Raw genomic sequence first — 16,373 nt, 5'->3', positions numbered from 1 at the left:
CTCCCCCGCCCCCCGTCCCGACGCCGCCGAGACCTGGCCCGCGCCCGTGGCGCGCGGCCCGGTGCGCGGAGACGTGCGGCTGCCGGGATCGAAGTCGCTGACGAACCGGCACCTCGTGCTCGCCGCCCTCGCCGACGGCCCGTGCATCCTGCACGGCGTCCTCGAGTCGCGGGACACGGCGCTGATGCGCACGGCGCTCACCGCGCTCGGGGCCCGGTTCGAGCCCCTGTCCGACGGTGGACTGCGCGTGCATCCGATGCCGGTCGGCGAGCCGCTGGCCGGGGATGTCACCGTGGACTGCGGACTGGCGGGGACGGTCATGCGCTTCGTCCCGTTCGTCGCCGCGCTGCGGCCCGGCCGGGTCCGCTTCGACGGCGACGCCGGCGCGCGCCTGCGCCCGATGGCCCCGGTCCTGGACGCGCTGCGCCAGCTCGGGGTGGCCGTCGTCGAGGAGGGTGAGCCTGGTCGCCTGCCCTTCACGATGACGACCCGCGCGGACGCGGCCACGGTGGCCCCCGACGGCGACGTGCCGGAGGTCGCGGTCGACGCCTCCGGCTCCTCCCAGTTCCTGTCCGCCGCGCTGCTGGCGGCCGCGGGGATGCCGCGCGGTCTCCGGCTGCGGCACACCGGGGAGGCCGTGCCGAGTCCGGAGCACGTCGCGATGACCGCCGGGGTGCTGCGCGCGCTCGAGGTGGACGTCGCCGAGACGGGTCCCGGGGCGTGGACCGTCGCCCCGGGGCGCATCCCGGCACACGAGGCGACCGTCGAGCCGGACCTGTCCAACGCAGGCCCCTTCCTGGCCGCCGCCGTGGCCACGGGCGGCTCCGTGACGGTGCCGGACTGGCCCACCCGCACGACGCAGATCGGCGACCGCTGGCGGCGGATCCTGCCGCAGTTCGGGGCGAGCGTGGCCCTCACGGTCGACCGCACGGACCGCTCCCGCGGCCGGCTCACGGTGACGGGGGCGGTCCACGACGACGGCGCGCCCCGCATCACCGGCGCCGGTGAGATCGCGGACACGGCCGAGCTCGCCCCCACAGCGGCCGCGCTCGCCCTGCTGGCCTCCGGGCCCACCCGCCTGACGGGGATCGGCCATCTGCGGGGCCATGAGACGGACCGGCTCGCCGCGCTCACCGCCGAGGCCGCCCGCCTGGGGATCACCGTGGACGAGGGCGAGACGACGCTCGGCTTCCCGGGGACGGACGCGTCGGGGCCGCTGTCGCCCGCCGCCCTCGAGACCTACCACGACCACCGGATGGCGACCTTCGCCGCCGTCGTCGGCCTGCGCGTGCCGGGGACCGGCATCGTGGACGTGGCGACCACCGCGAAGACGATGCCGGACTTCCCCGCACTGTGGACCGCGCTCGTGGCACCCGGCGATGCGGCCGAGGAGGCCCGCTGATGGCCCGGCGCCTCGATCCCTCCGCGTGGGACGAGTCCGATGTCCGGGTGCGCCCGTCCAAACGCGGCACCCGCCCGCGCACCAAGGAGCGGCCCAAGCACGAGGATGCGCAGGTCGGCATGGTCACCACGGTGGACCGCGGCCGGTACGCCGTGGTGCTGCCGGATCGCCTGGACGAGCGGATCACGGCGATGCGCGCCCGCGAGCTGCGCCGCACGCCGATCGCCACGGGCGACCGGGTGGCCGTCGTCGGGGACCTCTCCGGGGACGAGGGCACGCTCGCACGCATCGTCCGTGTCGAGGAGCGTAGCACGGTCCTGCGCCGGTCGGCGGACGACTCGGACGAGGTCGAGCGGGTGGTGGTGGCCAACGCCGACCTGCTGGTGATCATGGTGGCCGCGGCCAATCCGGAGCCCCGGACCGGCTTCATCGACCGCGCCCTGGTCGCCTGCTACGACGCCGGCATCCACCCGGTGCTGCTCATCACGAAGACCGACCTGCGTGATCCGGCCGCGCTGGTGGCGCACTACGAGGCCCTGGACCTGGAGGTGATGACCTCCGGTGCGGCGACCTTCGAGGCCGAGACCGGGGACACCGCCCTGGACGCCTCGCTCGTGGCCCGGGTGGCCGAGCGGCTGATCGGGCACACGAGCGCGTTCGTGGGGCCCTCCGGCGTCGGCAAGTCCACGCTGCTGAACGCGCTCACCGGCGCGGAACGGGCCACCGGCCACGTCAACGCCGTCACCGGCCGGGGCCGGCACACCTCCTCGTCCGCGCTCGCACTGCCGCTGACGGGCGACGACGGCGCCCCCCTGCCGGACACCTGGGTGGTGGACACCCCCGGCATCCGGTCCTTCGGGCTGGGCTGGGTCGAGCCGGACCGCGTGGTGGAGGCGTTCGACGACCTCGCCGGCGGGCTGGCGGACTGCCCGCGCGGCTGCACCCACACCGCCGACTCCCCCGGCTGCGGCCTGGACGCATGGGTGGCCGCGGGCCACGCCGGCCCCTCGGGAGCGGCACGCCTGGCCTCGCTGCGGCGTCTGCTCGGCAACCGGCTGGCCCCCTCGGGGGCGGAGGACGCGGCGTCGTCCGAGGACTGAGGCGGCCCGCGCGGTATAGCGTGGGCGGCATGGAGCGACCTGAGAACCCTGCGACCCGCGGCCGCGACCTCACGGAGGACCTGCGGCTGGCCCACATGCTGGCGGACAACGTGGACTCGATCACGATGTCCCGGTTCAAGGCCCAGGACCTCGAGGTCAGCACCAAGCCGGATCTCACCCCTGTCACGGATGCGGACCGCGCCGCCGAGGAGTCCATCCGCTCGACCCTGTCCCGTGCCCGGGCGCGCGACGGCATCGTGGGTGAGGAGTTCGGCGGATCTCTGAGCCGCTCCGGCCGGCAGTGGGTGGTCGACCCCATCGACGGCACCAAGAACTTCGTGCGCGGCGTGCCCGTGTGGGCCACCCTCATCGCGCTGCTGATCGACGGCGAGCCCGTCGTCGGCGTCGTCTCCGCCCCCGCCCTGCACCGTCGCTGGTGGGCCGCGGCCGGCCAGGGCGCCTTCGCGGGCACCTCGCTCACGCGTGCTCAGCGGATCACCGTGTCCGGCGTGGACCGGGTCGAGGACGCGTCGCTGTCCTTCTCCTCGATCGAGGGCTGGCGCGAACGCGGCTCGATCCGCGCGTTCCTGCAGCTCACCTCGGACGTGTGGCGCGTGCGCGGCTTCGGCGACTTCTGGTCCTACATGCTCGTCGCCGAGGGCGCCGTGGACATCGCGGCCGAGCCCGAGCTCGAGCTGCATGACATGGCCGCTCTGGTGCCGATCGTGCGCGAGGCCGGCGGCCGCTTCACCTCGCTGGACGGCGAGGACGGCCCGTTCGGCGGGCACGCGCTGGCCACGAACGGCCTGCTCCACGACGACGTCCTCGCCCGCCTCCGCGCGGGTGACGAGACCGAGGGCGGCGCCTGATAGCAGTGCGGGGGGAGACGACGGCCGACCGGAGGGGCGGGCGCGGGACAGATCGCCGGCCCGGCACTGCGGGTGCGGTGGCCCTCGGCGGTGCCGCGGGCGTGCTGTGCGGTGCGGGGGTGATGAACGCGGTGACCGCGCTGGCCGGGGCGCCCAACTTCCGCGGCACGTTCGGCGCCGCGTTCGGGGCGGTCGACGTGCTGGTCCAGGCCCTGCCGCTGTTCGTGGTGAACGTGCTCGGCTCGTTCCTGCTCGGCCTGCTGTGGGCGGCCTCGCGACGCCGCGGGCCGGACTGGCGTCCACGCCTGGTGGCGGGGCTGGGAACCGGCTTCCTCGGTGCGTTCACCACCATCTCCAGCGCCGTCGCCCTGGTGCTGTGGCCGGTGCGGCTGGGCGCCGCGGCGTCCGGGGCGGGTGGCGTCCTCGCCGCGGCGGTAGCGGTGCTGCTGGTGCTCGCGCTGATGGCTGCACTCTCGACGGCGGCGGCCGTGCTCGGCCTGCGCGCCGGTGGCGCCCCGGGGTCGCGCGCGGTCGGGACGGATCGTTCGGCGGAGGACGCATGAGCGGCGCGGGATACGAGGTCTTCGCTCTCCTCCAGGTGGCCCTCCTGGCCTGCCTCGCGGCGGGCGGGGCGCTCGGCGCCCTGGTGCGCCGGCGCCTGACCGACCGGCTCGGCCCCCGGGGTCTGCTCACCGCCAACACGACGGCGGCCCTGCTCCTCGGCGTCACCGTCGGCCTGGCCGTGCCGGAGCTGGTGTACGCCTCCGAGAGCTGGGGCGACGGGCAGGGGCTCGTGCTCGTCGCGGCGGTGTCCGCCGTGGTGTCCGGGTTCTGCCTCGCCCTGGGGACGTGGTCCACCGTGGCCGCTGAGGCGGCTGACGCCGCGCTCGCCCGTCGATGGGGCACAGCCGCCCGCCTGTGGACCGCGCATCTGGGGCTGGGGCTGGTGGCCGTCGTCGTCGGCTGGGGCGCCGGCCTGGGCCTGCACGCCGTCCTGGCCGGCTGAGGGGCGGGCCGCCGCACACCGGCATGGACACGACGAAGGCCCCGGAATCGGGGTGATTCCGGGGCCTTCCCGTGGTGGTGAGTGGAGCCGGCGGGAATTGAACCCGCGTCCGATGAGGTGTTGCCAGGTCTTCTCCGGGCGCAGTCTGCTGTGGGTGTTGCTCGGTCCTGGCCGTCCCGCAGACGGGCGGCCAACCCGGACCCAGCCGGATTGATGTCGGCGTCACGACCCCCGGCGAGGGTGACGCCCAGTGGCTATCTAGCTGACGCCACGATCCGAGGCGACAGCGACCTCGGGGTGACGGACTCGATCACTGATCAGGCAGCGAGAGCGAAGTCAGTGCGCTTGGATTCGGCACTTATTGGTTTGCAGAGAGCGTTTGACGAGATGACTCTGCATCCTCGGCCCGCTTCTCCCGACGCGACACACACCGTCGAAACCGATCGGCCCCATGGGGGCGACTCCTCTATGAGGTTGTCAATCACCACTGCAGGCGGAGGGCGCGAGGCCCGCCGGTCCTGAAACCGGCCCTGCGAGAGATACAACGTAGCACGCCCCCGAGGCATTCCCAAGGGGTCCACCGCGCTCAGGCCACGCCGGCGCGCCGGTTGCGCATCCGCATGGCCCGCTGGGCCTCGCGGTTGTCCTGCTGCTCGCGCAGCTTGTGCCGCTTGTCGTATTCGCGGTTGCCGCGCGCGACGCCGATCTCCACCTTCACGCGCCCGTTCAGGAAGTACAGGGACAGCGGCACGATGGTCAGGCCCGGATCCTGGATCTGGCGGGAGATCTTCGTCAGCTCGGCGCGGTGCAGCAGCAGCTTGCGGCGGCGGCGGGCGGCGTGGTTGGTCCACGAGCCGTTGAGGTACTCCGGGATGTAGACCTGCTCGAGCCACAGCTCGTCCCGGTAGAAGACCGCGAAGCCGTCCACGAGCGAGGCCTTGCCCTCGCGCAGCGACTTCACCTCGGTGCCGGTGAGCACCATGCCGGCCTCGTACGTGTCGAGGATGGTGTAGTCGTGGCGCGCCTTCTTGTTGTTGGCGATCACCTGGCGCTCGCCGGGGGCCGGCTGCTTGGCGGCCTTGCCCTTGCTGTTCTTGCCCATGGCCTCACGTCCTTCCAGCGTCCACGGCGACGGCCGCGCCCCGATCAGGGCGCGGCCGTCCAGTCTATCCCGTGCCGGCCCGATGCCCGCCGAGGCGGTGCGCCGGGGCCGCGGGGCGGCGTCGTCGGCTCAGTCCAGCGGCGCGCCGGTGAGCGCGCGGACCTGCTCCTCGGTGATGCCGGGCGCGGTCTCCACGAGCGCCAGGCGGGGCTGTTCCGGGGTGCCGACGACGTCGATCACGGCCAGGTCCGTGATGATGCGGTCGACGACGGCGCGGCCGGTCAGCGGCAGGGTGCACTGGTCGACGATCTTGGGGGTGCCGTCCTTGGACACGTGATCCATCATGACGATCACGCGGCCGGCGCCGTGGACGAGGTCCATCGCACCGCCCATGCCCTTGACCATCTTGCCGGGCACCATCCAGTTGGCCAGGTCGCCCGCGGCGGAGACCTCCATGCCGCCCAGGACGGCGACGTCGATCTTGCCGCCGCGGATCATGCCGAAGCTCAGCGCGGAGTCGAAGAAGGACGCCCCCGGGTTCACGGTGACGGTCTCCTTGCCCGCGTTGATCAGGTCCGGGTCCACGGCGTCCTCCGTGGGGTACGGGCCCGTGCCGAGGATGCCGTTCTCGGACTGCAGCACCACGGACCGCCCGGCGGGGATGTGGTTGGGGATCAGCGTGGGCATGCCGATGCCGAGGTTGACGTAGGCGCCGTCCGGCAGCTCCTGCGCGGCGCGGGCCGCCATCTGGTCGCGGCTCAGGCCCCGGGGGCGCCCGGTGGTCTGCTCGCTCATGCCTGCTCCTCCCCCGATGCGCGCACGGTGCGCTTCTCGATCCGCTTCTCGATGTCCGTGCCGACCTCCACGATCCGGTGCACGAAGACACCGGGCAGGTGCACGTCATCCGGGTCGATCTCGCCGGGCTCGACGAGCTCCTCCACCTGCGCGATGCACACGCGGCCGGCCATGGCCGCGGGCGGGCCGAACTGGCGGGTGGCCTTGCGGAACACGAGGTTGCCGTGGCGGTCGCCCTTCCACGCGTGCACGAGGGAGAAGTCGGTGACGATGGAGCGTTCGAGCACATAGGTCTCGGGCTCGTCCGGGGTCTGGCTGAGGTAGCCCTCGCCGAGCACGAACGTGTCCGTGGGCTTGGCCTGCGAGGACTTCACCACGGTGCCGTCCGCGTCGTAGCGCATGGGCAGGCCGCCTTCGGCCACCTGGGTGCCGACGCCGGAGCGGGTGTAGAACGCCGGGATGCCGGCGCCGCCGGCGCGGAGCTTCTCCGCGAGGGTGCCCTGCGGGACGAGCTCCACCTCGAGCTCGCCCTTGAGGTACTGGCGGGCGAACTCCTTGTTCTCCCCCACATAGGAGGAGGTCATCTTCCGCAGCCGGCGCGCGCCGAGCAGGATGCCCAGGCCCCAGCCGTCCACGCCGCAGTTGTTGGAGACGACGGACAGGTCCGTGGCGCCCTGCTCGAGCAGGGCCTCGATGAGCTGCACGGGGTTGCCGGAGAGCCCGAAGCCGCCGACGGCCAGGGACGCGCCGTCCGGCACGTCCGCCACCGCCTCGGCGGGCGTGGCCACGGTCTTGTCGAGAGCCATGTCCGGGGTCCTTTCTGTCAGGGGCGGTCTGTCAGCGGAAGAGGATCAGGGCCTCGCCCTGGCCGCCGCCGCCGCAGAGCGAGACGGCCGCGCGGCCGCCGTCGCGCCGGTCGAGCTCGAGGGCGGCGTGCAGGGCCAGCCGGGCGCCGGAGGCGCCGATCGGGTGGCCCAGGGCGATGGCGCCGCCGTGGATGTTGGTCTTCTCGTGCGGGTAGCCGAGGTCGCGCAGGGACTGCACGGCCACCGCGCCGAACGCCTCGTTGATCTCGATGAAGTCAAGGTCGGCCACGTCCCAGCCCTGCTTCCGCACCGCCGCGGCGATCGCGTCCGAAGGCTGCGAGTGCAGCTGCGAGCTGTCCGGGCCGGCGGTCTGGCCGGGTGCGCCCACCGTGGCGAGGATCGTCAGGCCCTTCTCCTCGGCGAAGGCCCGCGAGGTCACCACGAGGGCGGCGGCGCCGTCGGACAGGGGCGAGGAGTTGCCGGCCGTGATGGTGCCGTCCTTCGCGAACGCCGGGCGCAGGGCGCCCAGCGACTCGGCGGTCGTGTCCGGTCGGACCCCTTCGTCCTGGGAGACGACCAGCGGGTCGCCCTTGCGCTGCGGCACCTCCACCGGGGCGATCTCGCCCTCGAAGACGCCCTCGGACTGGGCCCGGGCGGCCCGCTGGTGCGAGGCCGCGGCGACCTCGTCCTGCTCGGCGCGGGCGATGTTCCGCTCGCCGTTGCCGGACTCGGTCAGCTCGCCCATGGCCTCGTGGCTCAGGGAGTCGGTGAGGCCGTCCCACGCGACGGCGTCGAGCATGGTGGCCGGGCCGTACTTGAAGCCCTTGCGCGCGCCGGGCAGCAGGTGCGGGGCGTTGGTCATGGACTCCTGACCGCCGGCCACCACCACGTCCGCCTCGCCGAGGCGGATGAGACGGGCGGCGTCGATCACGGCGGTGAGGCCGGACAGGCACACCTTGTTGATCGTCATGGCCGGGACGTTCCACGGGATGCCCGCGGCGAGCGCGGACTGGCGGGCCGGGTTCTGGCCCGCGCCGGCCTGCACGACCTGGCCCATGTAGACCATGTCCACGTCCTCGGAGGCCACGCCGGCGCGCTCGAGCGCGTGCGTGATCGCGTGGGCACCCAGGTCCACGGCGCACAGGTCGGCCTGCTGCGAGAGCAGACGGGTGAAGGGCGTGCGGGCACCGCCCACGATCACGGCGTCGGTGGGCTGAGGCTGGGGCAGCTCGGCGGTCATGCGGTCCTCCTGGGACGTTCAACTGGGTTCATCACGATTCACTCAAATGCAGTCTATGACCCCGGTCACAGGCGCGCCAGGCGACGACGCATCCATGACGGCGCGCCGCGGTGCAGGGACCCGACGGCCCGCACCCGCCGGCTGCGGGCGCGGGCCGTCGTCGGGACGTCCGGGGGTCGGGCCGGAGCCTCAGAGACCCTGGCCGGTCGGCGAGACGAGGATCTTCACGGCCGTCTCGTTGTGGTGGATGAGGGTCTCGAAGCCCCGGTCGACCAGGTCGTCGAGGCCGATCTTGCCGGTGATGAACGGCGCGAGGTCCACGGCACCGTCCTCGACCATGCGGATGGTGTCTGCGTGGTCGTTCGCGTACGCGATCGTGCCGCGCAGGTCGATCTCCTTGAGCACCAGCTTGTGCAGGGCCACGGCGGGCTCGTGACCCCAGATGGACTCGTTGACGATGACGCCGCCGGGACGCACCGCGTCCAGCAGCATGTCCAGCACCACATCCACCGAGGTGCACTCGAAGCCCACGTCCGCGCCCTGGCCGTCGTGCAGTTCGCGGATCTTGGCGGGCACGTCCACCTCGCGCGGGTCGAAGGCCTCGTCCACCACGCCGGCCTCGAGCACCTTCTGCCGCCGCAGCTCCGAGAGCTCGGAGACGTACACCGTCAGGCCCTTGCCCTTGAGCACGGCCGCGGTGAGCGCCCCGATGGGGCCGGCGCCGCCGATCACGGCCACGCCCGACGTCGGGGAGCCGGCCCGCACCCACGCGTGGTGGGCCACCGAGAGCGGCTCGATGAGCGCGGCCTGGTCGAGGGGCACGGAGTCGGCCACCGGGTGGACCCAGCGGCGCTGCACCGCGATCTGCTCGGCCAGTCCACCGCCGTCGCCGCCCAGACCGATGAAGTTCATGTCCGGCGCGAGGTTGTAGTCCGGTCGGTCCCGGTCCTCCTCGCGCACGATGTACGGCTCCACGACGACCTTCTGGCCGACCTCGAGGTCCGTGACGCCCTCGCCCAGGGCGGCGACGGTGCCGGACATCTCGTGGCCGAGCGTGACGGGGGCGGCGTCACCGGAGATCGGGTGCGGGTGCCCGGCCGGCGGGATGAAGATCGGGCCCTCGAGGTACTCGTGCAGGTCCGTGCCGCAGATGCCGCACCACGCGACGTCCACGAGGACCTGCCCCGGACCGGCCGAGGGCGAGTCGATCTCCTCGATGCGGATGTCCTTCTTGCCGTGCCAACGTGCGGCGCGCATGGTCATGCTGGTCGACCTCCTGAGTGGGGACGTAGTCGGGTGCCGGGCCGATGCGCGGGGGCGCCCGCCCCGGTGCTTCGAGCATCCCACCAGGCCGGTCTGCCGGGCCAGGCCCGCGGCCCCAGTGGGGCCTGAACGACGACGCCGGCCCGCGCCTCGCTGCGGAGGTGCGGGCCGGCGTCGTGGTGGCCCAGGCGACGGGGCCCCGCCGCGGAGCTCAGTCCTCCTGGGCGGCCTTGACCTGCTCGGCGCGCCAGCGGATCCCGGCGTCCACGAAATCGTCGATGTGGCCGTCGAACACGGAGGAGGGGTTGCCCTCCTCGTGGCCCGTGCGCAGGTCCTTGACCATCTGGTACGGGTTCAGCACGTAGGAGCGCATCTGGTCGCCCCAGGACGCCTTGACGTCGCCGGCCATCTCCTTCTTCTTCGCGTCCTCCTCGGCCTTGCGCAGCAGCAGCAGGCGGGACTGGAGCACACGCAGGGCGGCGGCACGGTTCTGGATCTGCGACTTCTCGTTCTGCATGGACACGACGATGCCGGTGGGCAGGTGCGTCATGCGGACGGCGGAGTCCGTGGTGTTCACGGACTGGCCGCCGGGGCCCGAGGAGCGGAACACGTCCACCTTGATCTCGGACTCGGGGATCTCGATGGAGTCGTCCGACTCGATCAGCGGCACCACCTCGACCGCCGCGAAGGACGTCTGGCGGCGGCCCTGGTTGTCGAAGGGGCTGATGCGCACGAGGCGGTGCGTGCCGGCCTCCACGGAGAGGGTGCCGAACGCGAAGGGCGCGTTGACCTCGAAGGTGACGGACTTCAGGCCGGCCTCCTCCGCGTAGGAGGTGTCCATGACCTTGGTGGACCAGCCGCGCTGCTCGGCCCAGCGCAGGTACATGCGCATGAGGGTCTCGGCGAAGTCGGCCGCGTCCACGCCGCCGGCGCCCGCGCGGATGGTCACGACGGCGTCGCGCTGGTCGTACTCGCCGCTGAGCAGCGTGACGACCTCGAGTTCCTCCAGGGCCTTGCGGATGGAGGTCAGCTCCTGGTTCGCGTCGTCGAGGAGGGAGGGCTCGTCCTCCTCCGCGGCGAGCTCGACCATGGTCTCCAGGTCCTCGATGCGGCTCTCCAGGGAGGTGATGCGCTTGAGATCCGTCTGACGGTGGGAGAGCTTGGAGGTGACCTTCTGGGCCTCCTCCGGGTCGTCCCAGAGGTCCGGTGCGGAGGCCTGCTGCTCCAGTTCGGCGATGTCCGCCTTGATGCGGTCGAGGTCCGAGACCTGCTCGATGGAGGCCAGGGTGTGGCGCAGGGAGTCGATCTCCGCGGAGAAGTCAGTGTCAGCCATGATTCGGCCAGCCTACCGCGTGGGGTGGACGCCGGTCGTGTGCCAGCGGCGGATCGCCGCCGCGACGGCCTCGGGCTCCGTGACGTGCGGCCAGTGGCCCGTGCTGACATCGACGACGGTGGCGTGCTGCGTGACCGCGTCCAGGTCCCGTTGGTGGACGTCCCGGGTGCTGCGCACGTATAGCGTCGGGACGGTGATGCCGGCCCAGAGGGCACGGGTGTCCGCGGCGAGGACGGCGGCCCAGAGCTCGCGCATCGGATGGTCCGGCGTGGCGTCCAGGTCGGTCAGGATCCGCTCGCGCCACGGCTCCGGGACGAGGAGGTCCCGCGCGAGCGAGGCGCGGAGCACGCTCCGCCAGTCCGGGCGGGCGGCGAGGCGGGCCTTGGCCGCCCGGGCGGCCAGGGCGGTGTCCGTCACCGGGACGTTCGAGTCGATGACCACGAGGGCGCGGGGCCGCACCAGCCCGTCGGCGACGGCGCGCAGCGCGATGACCCCGCCCGTGCTGTGGCCGATCAGCAGCCCCGGCACGGGGCCGGCCTGCGCCGCCCAGGTGCGGGCGGCGTCGAGGACGGGGTCCGCATCGGTCGCCGGCCGTGCGGCCCGGGGGCGGCCCTGACCGCCGGCGTCCGTGCCCGGGTGGCCGGGCAGGGCGGGCGAGGCGGCGAGGTCGGCCACGGCGCCGAGGGCGTCAGCAAGGGGCTCGAAGTGGGCGGGCCGGCCACCGATGCCGTGGAGGAAGCGGATCACCGGGCCAGGCTAGTGCGACTGCTGCCCGTCGCCTCGAGGGGGACCGACAGGGGCAGTGTCCCCGCGAACGGGCCGGTCATGGCGAACAGATCGGCCCGGGCGTCGAGGGTGACGACGACGGTGGTGCCGTCGTCGGCCACGCGGGCGTTCATCCCGCCGAGCCCGGGCACGGCCTCCTGGGCACCGACGGCCGCGAGGTGTGCGCTGGCGGAGGCGGCGACGTCGTCGTCGGAGAGCACGACGCCCGGGTCCTCCCCCAGCCGGAAGCCGAGCTCCTCTGCCCCGGCGATGGCGGCCGAGTCCGCGAGCGACTGCAGGCGGCGGTGCTGCAACTGCACGGTGGTGACCGCGAGCATGACCAGCATGAGGGCCACGAGCACGGCGCACAGGCCGACGGTGAGGACGGTGGTCTGCCCGTCGTCGTGACCCAGGCGAGCGGTGAGGCGGCGGCGCATCAGAACCTCGGCACAGTCTGCCGGGCGTCGGAACCCACCGTCACGGGGGTCAGCGACCACGCTGCCGGCGTGAGAGGGACGGGCACCCCCACGTCCACCCGCACGGCGACGACCTCGCCCGGTTCGAGCGTGCCACAGCCGCCCTGATCGCAGCCGACGGTCAGGTCGTACTGGCCGGCGCCCACGCCGTAGTCGGCCAGCGTGAGCTCGACGGTGGCGTGGGCGGCGCCTGCGCTGGGGTGATCAGCCTCGGCGACCACGGCCTTGACGGCCTGGTCAGCGGCGGCGACCGAGGCGAACGCCGCGGCCTGGACCTGGGAGACGTAGATCATCAGGTACACCACGGGGATCAACAGGACGAGGGTGAGGCCCAGGAATTCGACCGTGGCCGCTCCCCGCTCGTCGCGGACGTCATTGACGGAACGCATGACCGCTCACCTCCACGGGGATCGGGCCCGGCAGGAACCCCAGGCCGGGCAGCGAGCTCGAGACCGTGACGCGCAGGACCGGGACCCCGTCCTGGCTGGTGAGCTCCGCGGCGACGTCGGCCCCGGACTGGCCGGGCACGCCGGCCGAGAGCAGCTCCCGAGCCCGCTGGACGCCGTCCTCGGGGCTCCGGTCCGCGAGCGCCCCGTACCGGGCGCCGGCGGAGGCGGCGTCGATCATCACGTTGCGCGTGTGGATCACGACGCCGGCCTGGAGCAGCGCCGCGAAGAGCAGGACGACCAGGGTCATCACCATGGTGGACTCGGCCACCGCGGCGCCCCGGTCGTCCCGCCAGCGGACACCCGTGTGGCCGCCACGGGGCGCCTGCGCGCCGTGGGCAGCACCCCGGGGCATGCTCAGCCGCCCTGGGACACCTGGGAGATGGCCTGGTTGAACAGTCCCTGGAGCGCCGGCAGGGCGAGGGCCAGCAGGCCGGCCACGAGCACGGCGGACATGAGGGTGATCATCACCCAGCCGGGGACGTCGCCGCGCTCGTCGCGGACGTCGTCGTGGATGAGGGCGCGCAGGGCGGCCAGGACGGTGATGGCGTGGTGGTGGAGCATGGTCCCCTCCTCGGGTGGCCGGCCGCCCGTGCGGCCGGAGTGGATGGTGATCGTGGGTGGATGGATGGACTATTCAGTTGTGGGTCTTCAGAACCCCAGGCGCATCAGGGAGATGCCGGGGAAGACGGCGAAGATCACCGTGAGCGGGAGGATGCCGAACACGAGGGGCACCATCATCTGTATCTCCTTCCGGCCGGCGGCCTCCATGAGCTCGCGGCGACCCATCTCACGCACGTCCTGGGCCTGCGCGCGCAGGACGTCGGCGAGGGGCGTGCCGCGGTCGAGCGCGATGAGCACGCCCCCGATGAACCGTTCGACGGGGGCCAGCTGCACGCGCCGTCCCATGGCCTTGAGCGCCGCGGACAGCGACGCCCCGGCACGCATGTCGGCGAGCGTGGTGCGGAACTCGCCGGCCAGCTCCCCGCGCGCCGTCCCCGCGATGCGTTCGAGCGCTCCGGCGGCGCTCTCCCCCGCGCCCACCGAGAGCGCGAACAGCTCGGCCACGGACGGGAACTCGGAGAGGATGGCCTCGCGCCGCCGTCGCACCCGCAGGGAGAGCAGCTGCTCCCGGAGCAGGAACCCGGCCATGCCGCCGGCGATCACGAGGGCGACCCCCGTGATCACCGGCACGCGGCCCGTGACGGTGAGGCTGAGCGCGAGGACGGCCGCCACGGCGGCCCCCGCGGCTCCGCTCAGGACCTGCTGGGCACGGAAGTCCGTCGACGTGACCGCGAGCCCCGCGGCGGCCAGCTTGCGGTCGAGCGCCACCCCGCCCGGGGAGATGCGCTGGACCCAGCCGACTCCGGCCTGCACCACGGGATCGAGGATGCGTCCCCACGCTCCCCAGGGTGAGGCGCCCGCACGTTCCTCCTCGAGGAGGCGGGAGGCCGGGATGTGGTGGCGCAGCTGCGGTTCGACCCGTTGCTCGAGGCTGGGGCGCCAGCCCACCGGCTGGGTGACCAGGATGAGGAGCAGTCCCGCCCCGAGGGTGAGGCCCAGGAGCGCGGCCCAGATCAGCGCGGACGTCATGCGAACACCCGCTTCTCCCGGGGCAGCGCGCCGATGCGGAGCATGACGCGGTAGCAGACGACGGAGGCCACCATGCCGGCGAGGAGCACGGCCCCGCCGGCGGCGGACCGGTAGGCCGCGACCGCGGCGGGCTGGGTCCCCAGCAGCAGGAGCACGAGCCACGGGGCGCACACCGCCAACCGGGCCGCGTTCACGGTCCACGACTGCCGGGCCTCGAGCTCGGCGCGGATGCGGGCGTCCTGCCGGAGGAACTCGGAGAGGGTCTGCAGCAGACGGCCGATGTCGGCGCCGCCGACCTCGCGGGTCAGGCGCAGCGAGACCACCAGGCGGTCCGCGACGGGGTCGGCCATCCGGGCCTTGAGCCGGTCCAGTGCGTCCACGAAGCGGGCTCCGGCCCGGTAGTCCCGGGCGAACTGCTGGAACGGCTCGCGCAGCCCCTCCGGCCCGGTCTCCCCGAGCTGGATGAGCGCCTCCGGGAGAGTCAGGCCCGCGCGGATGGCCGACCGGGCGTGGTCGATCGCGTCCGGCCACAGCTCGCGCAGTGCCGTGGACCGCCGGCGGGCCTGCCAGGACAACAGCAGCCAGGGCACGGCCGCGCCGAAGACGGCGAAGCACGCGGCGATGGTCCACGTACTGGTCAGCGACAGGACGAGCAGCCCGACCACGAGACCGCCGACGGCCATGGCGGACACGACGCCGGCCGGGCTGAGACGCTGGATGCCGGACTGGGCGATCAGCACACGCAGGCGCGAGTCGGGGCGGGCGGCCCCGGGTTTCTCCGTGGGAGGGGACCAGAGGGACCACCACAGCAGGAACAGGCCGCAGCCGAGCGCGAGCCCCAGCAGCGCGGCCATCAGCGCAGCCCCACCAGCTCGTGGACGTCCACGCCGCGACGGGCGAGCGCCTCGAACTCCAGGTTCGCACCCTCGTTGAGGCGCAGGTCGCCCTCGGCGTCACGCTGGAAGAGCGCCGACGTCTCGATGACCCCGCCCTCCACCCGTGAGCCGACGGTGAGGATCTCCCGCACCCGCCGGCGGCCCTGACGGTCGCGCTCGCAGTGCACGACGACGTCGATGCACGTGGCGACCGTCGGGACGACGAAGTCCCGGGAGATGTTCTCCCCGGCCAGCAGCGGCAGCGTGCAGAGCTTCGTGAGCGCGTCCGCGGCCGAGTTCGCGTGGATCGTGCACATGCCGGCCAGGCCGGAGTTCAGAGCGACGAGCATGTCCAGCGCCTCGGCCTCGCGCACCTCGCCGACGATCAGGCGGTCCGGGCGCATCCGCAGCGCCTCCTTGACGAGGCGACGCAGCGGGATCTCGCCGTGGCCCTCCAGGTTCGGCTGGCGGCACTGCAGCCCGACGACGTCGCGCACCGGGATCTGCAGCTCGAAGATCTCCTCCACGGTGATCACCCGCTCCCGCGGGCCGATGGCCGAAGCCAGGCAGTTGAGCAGGGTGGTCTTGCCCGCCTGGGTGGCCCCGCTGACGAGGATGTTCATGCCCGCGTCCACGGCCGCGTCCAGGAAGCGGGCCGCCGTCGGAGTGAGGGAACCGCCCCGGACGAGGTCGTCCAGCCGGCGCGCCCGGGCGATGAACTTCCGGATGTTCACGGCCCAGTGCCGCCGCGTGATGTCGGGGATGGCCACGTGCAGGCGCGAACCGTCTGGCAGGGCCGCGTCGACGAACGGCATCGACAGGTCCAGCCGCCGGCCCGAGGACTTCAACATGACTTCGACGAGGTCCTGCACCTCCTCCTCGGTCAGGACGATGCCCGTCAGCTCGGAGCGGCCGGACCGCGCGCAGTAGACGGCGTCCGGCGCGTTCAGCCAGATCTCCTCCACGGAGGGATCGTCCATGAGCCGCTGGAGCGGCCCGAGGCCCGCGATGCGGTCGAACAGGTCCTGCCGCGCCGCCACGGGATCCTCCAGGTCCGGCAGCGAGCTGACCATCGCGCGGGACTCGTAGTCCGCGGCCGCGTCCTGGATGAGCGTCAGGACCCGGGCGTGCTCACGCTGCGGGTCGATGCCCTGCCGCCGGACGATCTCCCGGATCTCGTCCTCGAGAATGCGCACCGCATCCATGTGTCCCTCCTGTGCCCGATTCGGCGCCATCCCCAGCGCCGCACATGTCTCGATCAGGAAGATACCCCGTTCCGTCGATGCGTGTGGTCCAGGACAC

19 protein-coding genes and 1 other RNA gene are annotated in these 16,373 nt (G+C 73.2%); 5 read left to right on the top strand and 15 right to left on the bottom strand.

Features of this window, described 5'->3' with window-relative positions:
- The 5 genes from aroA to J1M41_RS00715 all read left to right on the top strand — a co-directional run.
- Positions 1-1,402, top strand: a 1,402-nt coding sequence (gene aroA / locus J1M41_RS00735; protein WP_241247531.1) for a 3-phosphoshikimate 1-carboxyvinyltransferase, incomplete at its 5' end; no start/stop codon positions are given.
- Positions 1,402-2,502: a ribosome small subunit-dependent GTPase A gene (rsgA, locus tag J1M41_RS00730; protein WP_044659234.1), complete on the top strand. Its 1,101-nt coding sequence runs from the start codon at positions 1,402-1,404 to the stop codon at positions 2,500-2,502. The genes aroA and rsgA, both read left to right, overlap by 1 nt.
- 29 nt (positions 2,503-2,531) lie before the next feature.
- Positions 2,532-3,371 (top strand): histidinol-phosphatase, encoded by an 840-nt coding sequence (hisN, locus tag J1M41_RS00725; RefSeq protein WP_041104303.1) that lies wholly within the window; start codon positions 2,532-2,534, stop codon positions 3,369-3,371.
- 77 nt (positions 3,372-3,448) lie between these two features.
- Positions 3,449-3,934, top strand: coding sequence for a CrcB family protein (locus J1M41_RS00720; RefSeq protein ID WP_041104301.1), 486 nt, complete (start codon positions 3,449-3,451; stop codon positions 3,932-3,934).
- The gene (locus J1M41_RS00715; protein ID WP_041104299.1) at positions 3,931-4,377 is read left to right on the top strand and encodes a CrcB family protein; all 447 of its coding nucleotides are present in this window, start codon (positions 3,931-3,933) and stop codon (positions 4,375-4,377) included. Before J1M41_RS00720 ends, J1M41_RS00715 begins: the two co-directional genes overlap by 4 nt.
- Positions 4,378-4,456: 79 nt before the next feature.
- Here J1M41_RS00715 and ssrA read toward each other — a convergent pair.
- The 15 genes from ssrA to J1M41_RS00640 all read right to left on the bottom strand — a co-directional run bounded on the left by ssrA (position 4,457) and on the right by J1M41_RS00640 (position 16,276).
- Positions 4,457-4,828, bottom strand: a transfer-messenger RNA (tmRNA) gene (gene ssrA, locus J1M41_RS00710).
- A gap of 135 nt (positions 4,829-4,963) precedes the next feature.
- A complete protein-coding gene (gene smpB, locus J1M41_RS00705) occupies positions 4,964-5,479 on the bottom strand; it encodes an SsrA-binding protein SmpB (protein ID WP_044659238.1) in 516 nt (171 codons plus the stop codon).
- Positions 5,480-5,608: 129 nt separating this feature from the next.
- Positions 5,609-6,274 carry a CoA transferase subunit B gene (locus J1M41_RS00700; protein WP_036381762.1) on the bottom strand — a complete coding sequence of 222 codons (666 nt, stop codon included), beginning with the start codon at positions 6,272-6,274 and terminating at the stop codon, positions 5,609-5,611.
- Entirely contained in the window at positions 6,271-7,080 is an 810-nt protein-coding gene (locus J1M41_RS00695; protein ID WP_129866798.1) for a CoA transferase subunit A, read from the bottom strand. Before J1M41_RS00695 ends, J1M41_RS00700 begins: the two co-directional genes overlap by 4 nt.
- Before the next feature lie 31 nt (positions 7,081-7,111).
- Entirely contained in the window at positions 7,112-8,320 is a 1,209-nt protein-coding gene (locus tag J1M41_RS00690) for an acetyl-CoA C-acetyltransferase (RefSeq protein ID WP_206450938.1), read from the bottom strand.
- 189 nt (positions 8,321-8,509) lie between these two features.
- On the bottom strand, positions 8,510-9,577 hold the full coding sequence (locus J1M41_RS00685) for a 2,3-butanediol dehydrogenase (protein ID WP_036337775.1): 1,068 nt from the start codon (positions 9,575-9,577) through the stop codon (positions 8,510-8,512).
- A gap of 217 nt (positions 9,578-9,794) precedes the next feature.
- Positions 9,795-10,916 (bottom strand): peptide chain release factor 2, encoded by a 1,122-nt coding sequence (prfB, locus tag J1M41_RS00680; RefSeq protein ID WP_012750800.1) that lies wholly within the window; start codon positions 10,914-10,916, stop codon positions 9,795-9,797.
- Positions 10,917-10,928: 12 nt separating this feature from the next.
- Complete coding sequence (locus J1M41_RS00675; protein WP_049147203.1) at positions 10,929-11,663, bottom strand: alpha/beta fold hydrolase; 735 nt, start codon at positions 11,661-11,663, stop codon at positions 10,929-10,931.
- Entirely contained in the window at positions 11,660-12,118 is a 459-nt protein-coding gene (locus J1M41_RS00670) for a Tad domain-containing protein (RefSeq protein ID WP_036381775.1), read from the bottom strand. Before J1M41_RS00670 ends, J1M41_RS00675 begins: the two co-directional genes overlap by 4 nt.
- Complete coding sequence (locus J1M41_RS00665; RefSeq protein ID WP_036313982.1) at positions 12,118-12,546, bottom strand: hypothetical protein; 429 nt, start codon at positions 12,544-12,546, stop codon at positions 12,118-12,120. Before J1M41_RS00665 ends, J1M41_RS00670 begins: the two co-directional genes overlap by 1 nt.
- The gene (locus J1M41_RS00660; RefSeq protein WP_036381779.1) at positions 12,530-12,958 is read right to left on the bottom strand and encodes a TadE/TadG family type IV pilus assembly protein; all 429 of its coding nucleotides are present in this window, start codon (positions 12,956-12,958) and stop codon (positions 12,530-12,532) included. The genes J1M41_RS00665 and J1M41_RS00660 overlap by 17 nt, the downstream gene beginning before the upstream one ends.
- A gap of 2 nt (positions 12,959-12,960) precedes the next feature.
- Positions 12,961-13,167, bottom strand: a complete 207-nt coding sequence (locus J1M41_RS00655; RefSeq protein WP_010079078.1) for a hypothetical protein — start codon at positions 13,165-13,167, stop codon at positions 12,961-12,963.
- Between the two features lie 87 nt (positions 13,168-13,254).
- Complete coding sequence (locus J1M41_RS00650; RefSeq protein ID WP_041104286.1) at positions 13,255-14,196, bottom strand: type II secretion system F family protein; 942 nt, start codon at positions 14,194-14,196, stop codon at positions 13,255-13,257.
- Positions 14,193-15,050 carry a type II secretion system F family protein gene (locus J1M41_RS00645; RefSeq protein WP_010079080.1) on the bottom strand — a complete coding sequence of 286 codons (858 nt, stop codon included), beginning with the start codon at positions 15,048-15,050 and terminating at the stop codon, positions 14,193-14,195. Before J1M41_RS00645 ends, J1M41_RS00650 begins: the two co-directional genes overlap by 4 nt.
- Positions 15,050-16,276, bottom strand: a complete 1,227-nt coding sequence (locus J1M41_RS00640; protein WP_010079081.1) for a CpaF family protein — start codon at positions 16,274-16,276, stop codon at positions 15,050-15,052. Before J1M41_RS00640 ends, J1M41_RS00645 begins: the two co-directional genes overlap by 1 nt.
- Between the last annotated feature and the right edge of the window lie 97 nt (positions 16,277-16,373).

It is taken from the genome of Micrococcus sp. KRD096 (genome assembly GCF_017168495.1).
Taxonomy (GTDB): Bacteria; Actinomycetota; Actinomycetes; order Actinomycetales; family Micrococcaceae; genus Micrococcus; species Micrococcus luteus.
This window is presented reverse-complemented; position numbering and strand designations above follow the sequence as displayed.

Excerpts from the sequence above, each read along its gene's own strand:
- prfB (WP_012750800.1), bottom strand. The coding sequence starts at position 10,916 with ATGGCTGACACTGACTTCTCCGCGGAGATCGACTCCCTGCGCCACACC.
- J1M41_RS00670 (WP_036381775.1), bottom strand. The coding sequence starts at position 12,118 with ATGCGCCGCCGCCTCACCGCTCGCCTGGGTCACGACGACGGGCAGACC.
- J1M41_RS00645 (WP_010079080.1), bottom strand. The coding sequence starts at position 15,050 with ATGGCCGCGCTGCTGGGGCTCGCGCTCGGCTGCGGCCTGTTCCTGCTG.
- hisN (WP_041104303.1), top strand. The coding sequence starts at position 2,532 with ATGGAGCGACCTGAGAACCCTGCGACCCGCGGCCGCGACCTCACGGAG.
- J1M41_RS00640 (WP_010079081.1), bottom strand. The coding sequence starts at position 16,276 with ATGGATGCGGTGCGCATTCTCGAGGACGAGATCCGGGAGATCGTCCGG.
- J1M41_RS00690 (WP_206450938.1), bottom strand. The coding sequence starts at position 8,320 with ATGACCGCCGAGCTGCCCCAGCCTCAGCCCACCGACGCCGTGATCGTG.
- J1M41_RS00660 (WP_036381779.1), bottom strand. The coding sequence starts at position 12,958 with ATGCCCCGGGGTGCTGCCCACGGCGCGCAGGCGCCCCGTGGCGGCCAC.
- J1M41_RS00655 (WP_010079078.1), bottom strand. The coding sequence starts at position 13,167 with ATGCTCCACCACCACGCCATCACCGTCCTGGCCGCCCTGCGCGCCCTC.
- J1M41_RS00700 (WP_036381762.1), bottom strand. The coding sequence starts at position 6,274 with ATGAGCGAGCAGACCACCGGGCGCCCCCGGGGCCTGAGCCGCGACCAG.
- J1M41_RS00715 (WP_041104299.1), top strand. The coding sequence starts at position 3,931 with ATGAGCGGCGCGGGATACGAGGTCTTCGCTCTCCTCCAGGTGGCCCTC.
- rsgA (WP_044659234.1), top strand. The coding sequence starts at position 1,402 with ATGGCCCGGCGCCTCGATCCCTCCGCGTGGGACGAGTCCGATGTCCGG.
- smpB (WP_044659238.1), bottom strand. The coding sequence starts at position 5,479 with ATGGGCAAGAACAGCAAGGGCAAGGCCGCCAAGCAGCCGGCCCCCGGC.
- J1M41_RS00695 (WP_129866798.1), bottom strand. The coding sequence starts at position 7,080 with ATGGCTCTCGACAAGACCGTGGCCACGCCCGCCGAGGCGGTGGCGGAC.
- J1M41_RS00650 (WP_041104286.1), bottom strand. The coding sequence starts at position 14,196 with ATGACGTCCGCGCTGATCTGGGCCGCGCTCCTGGGCCTCACCCTCGGG.
- J1M41_RS00665 (WP_036313982.1), bottom strand. The coding sequence starts at position 12,546 with ATGCGTTCCGTCAATGACGTCCGCGACGAGCGGGGAGCGGCCACGGTC.
- J1M41_RS00685 (WP_036337775.1), bottom strand. The coding sequence starts at position 9,577 with ATGCGCGCCGCACGTTGGCACGGCAAGAAGGACATCCGCATCGAGGAG.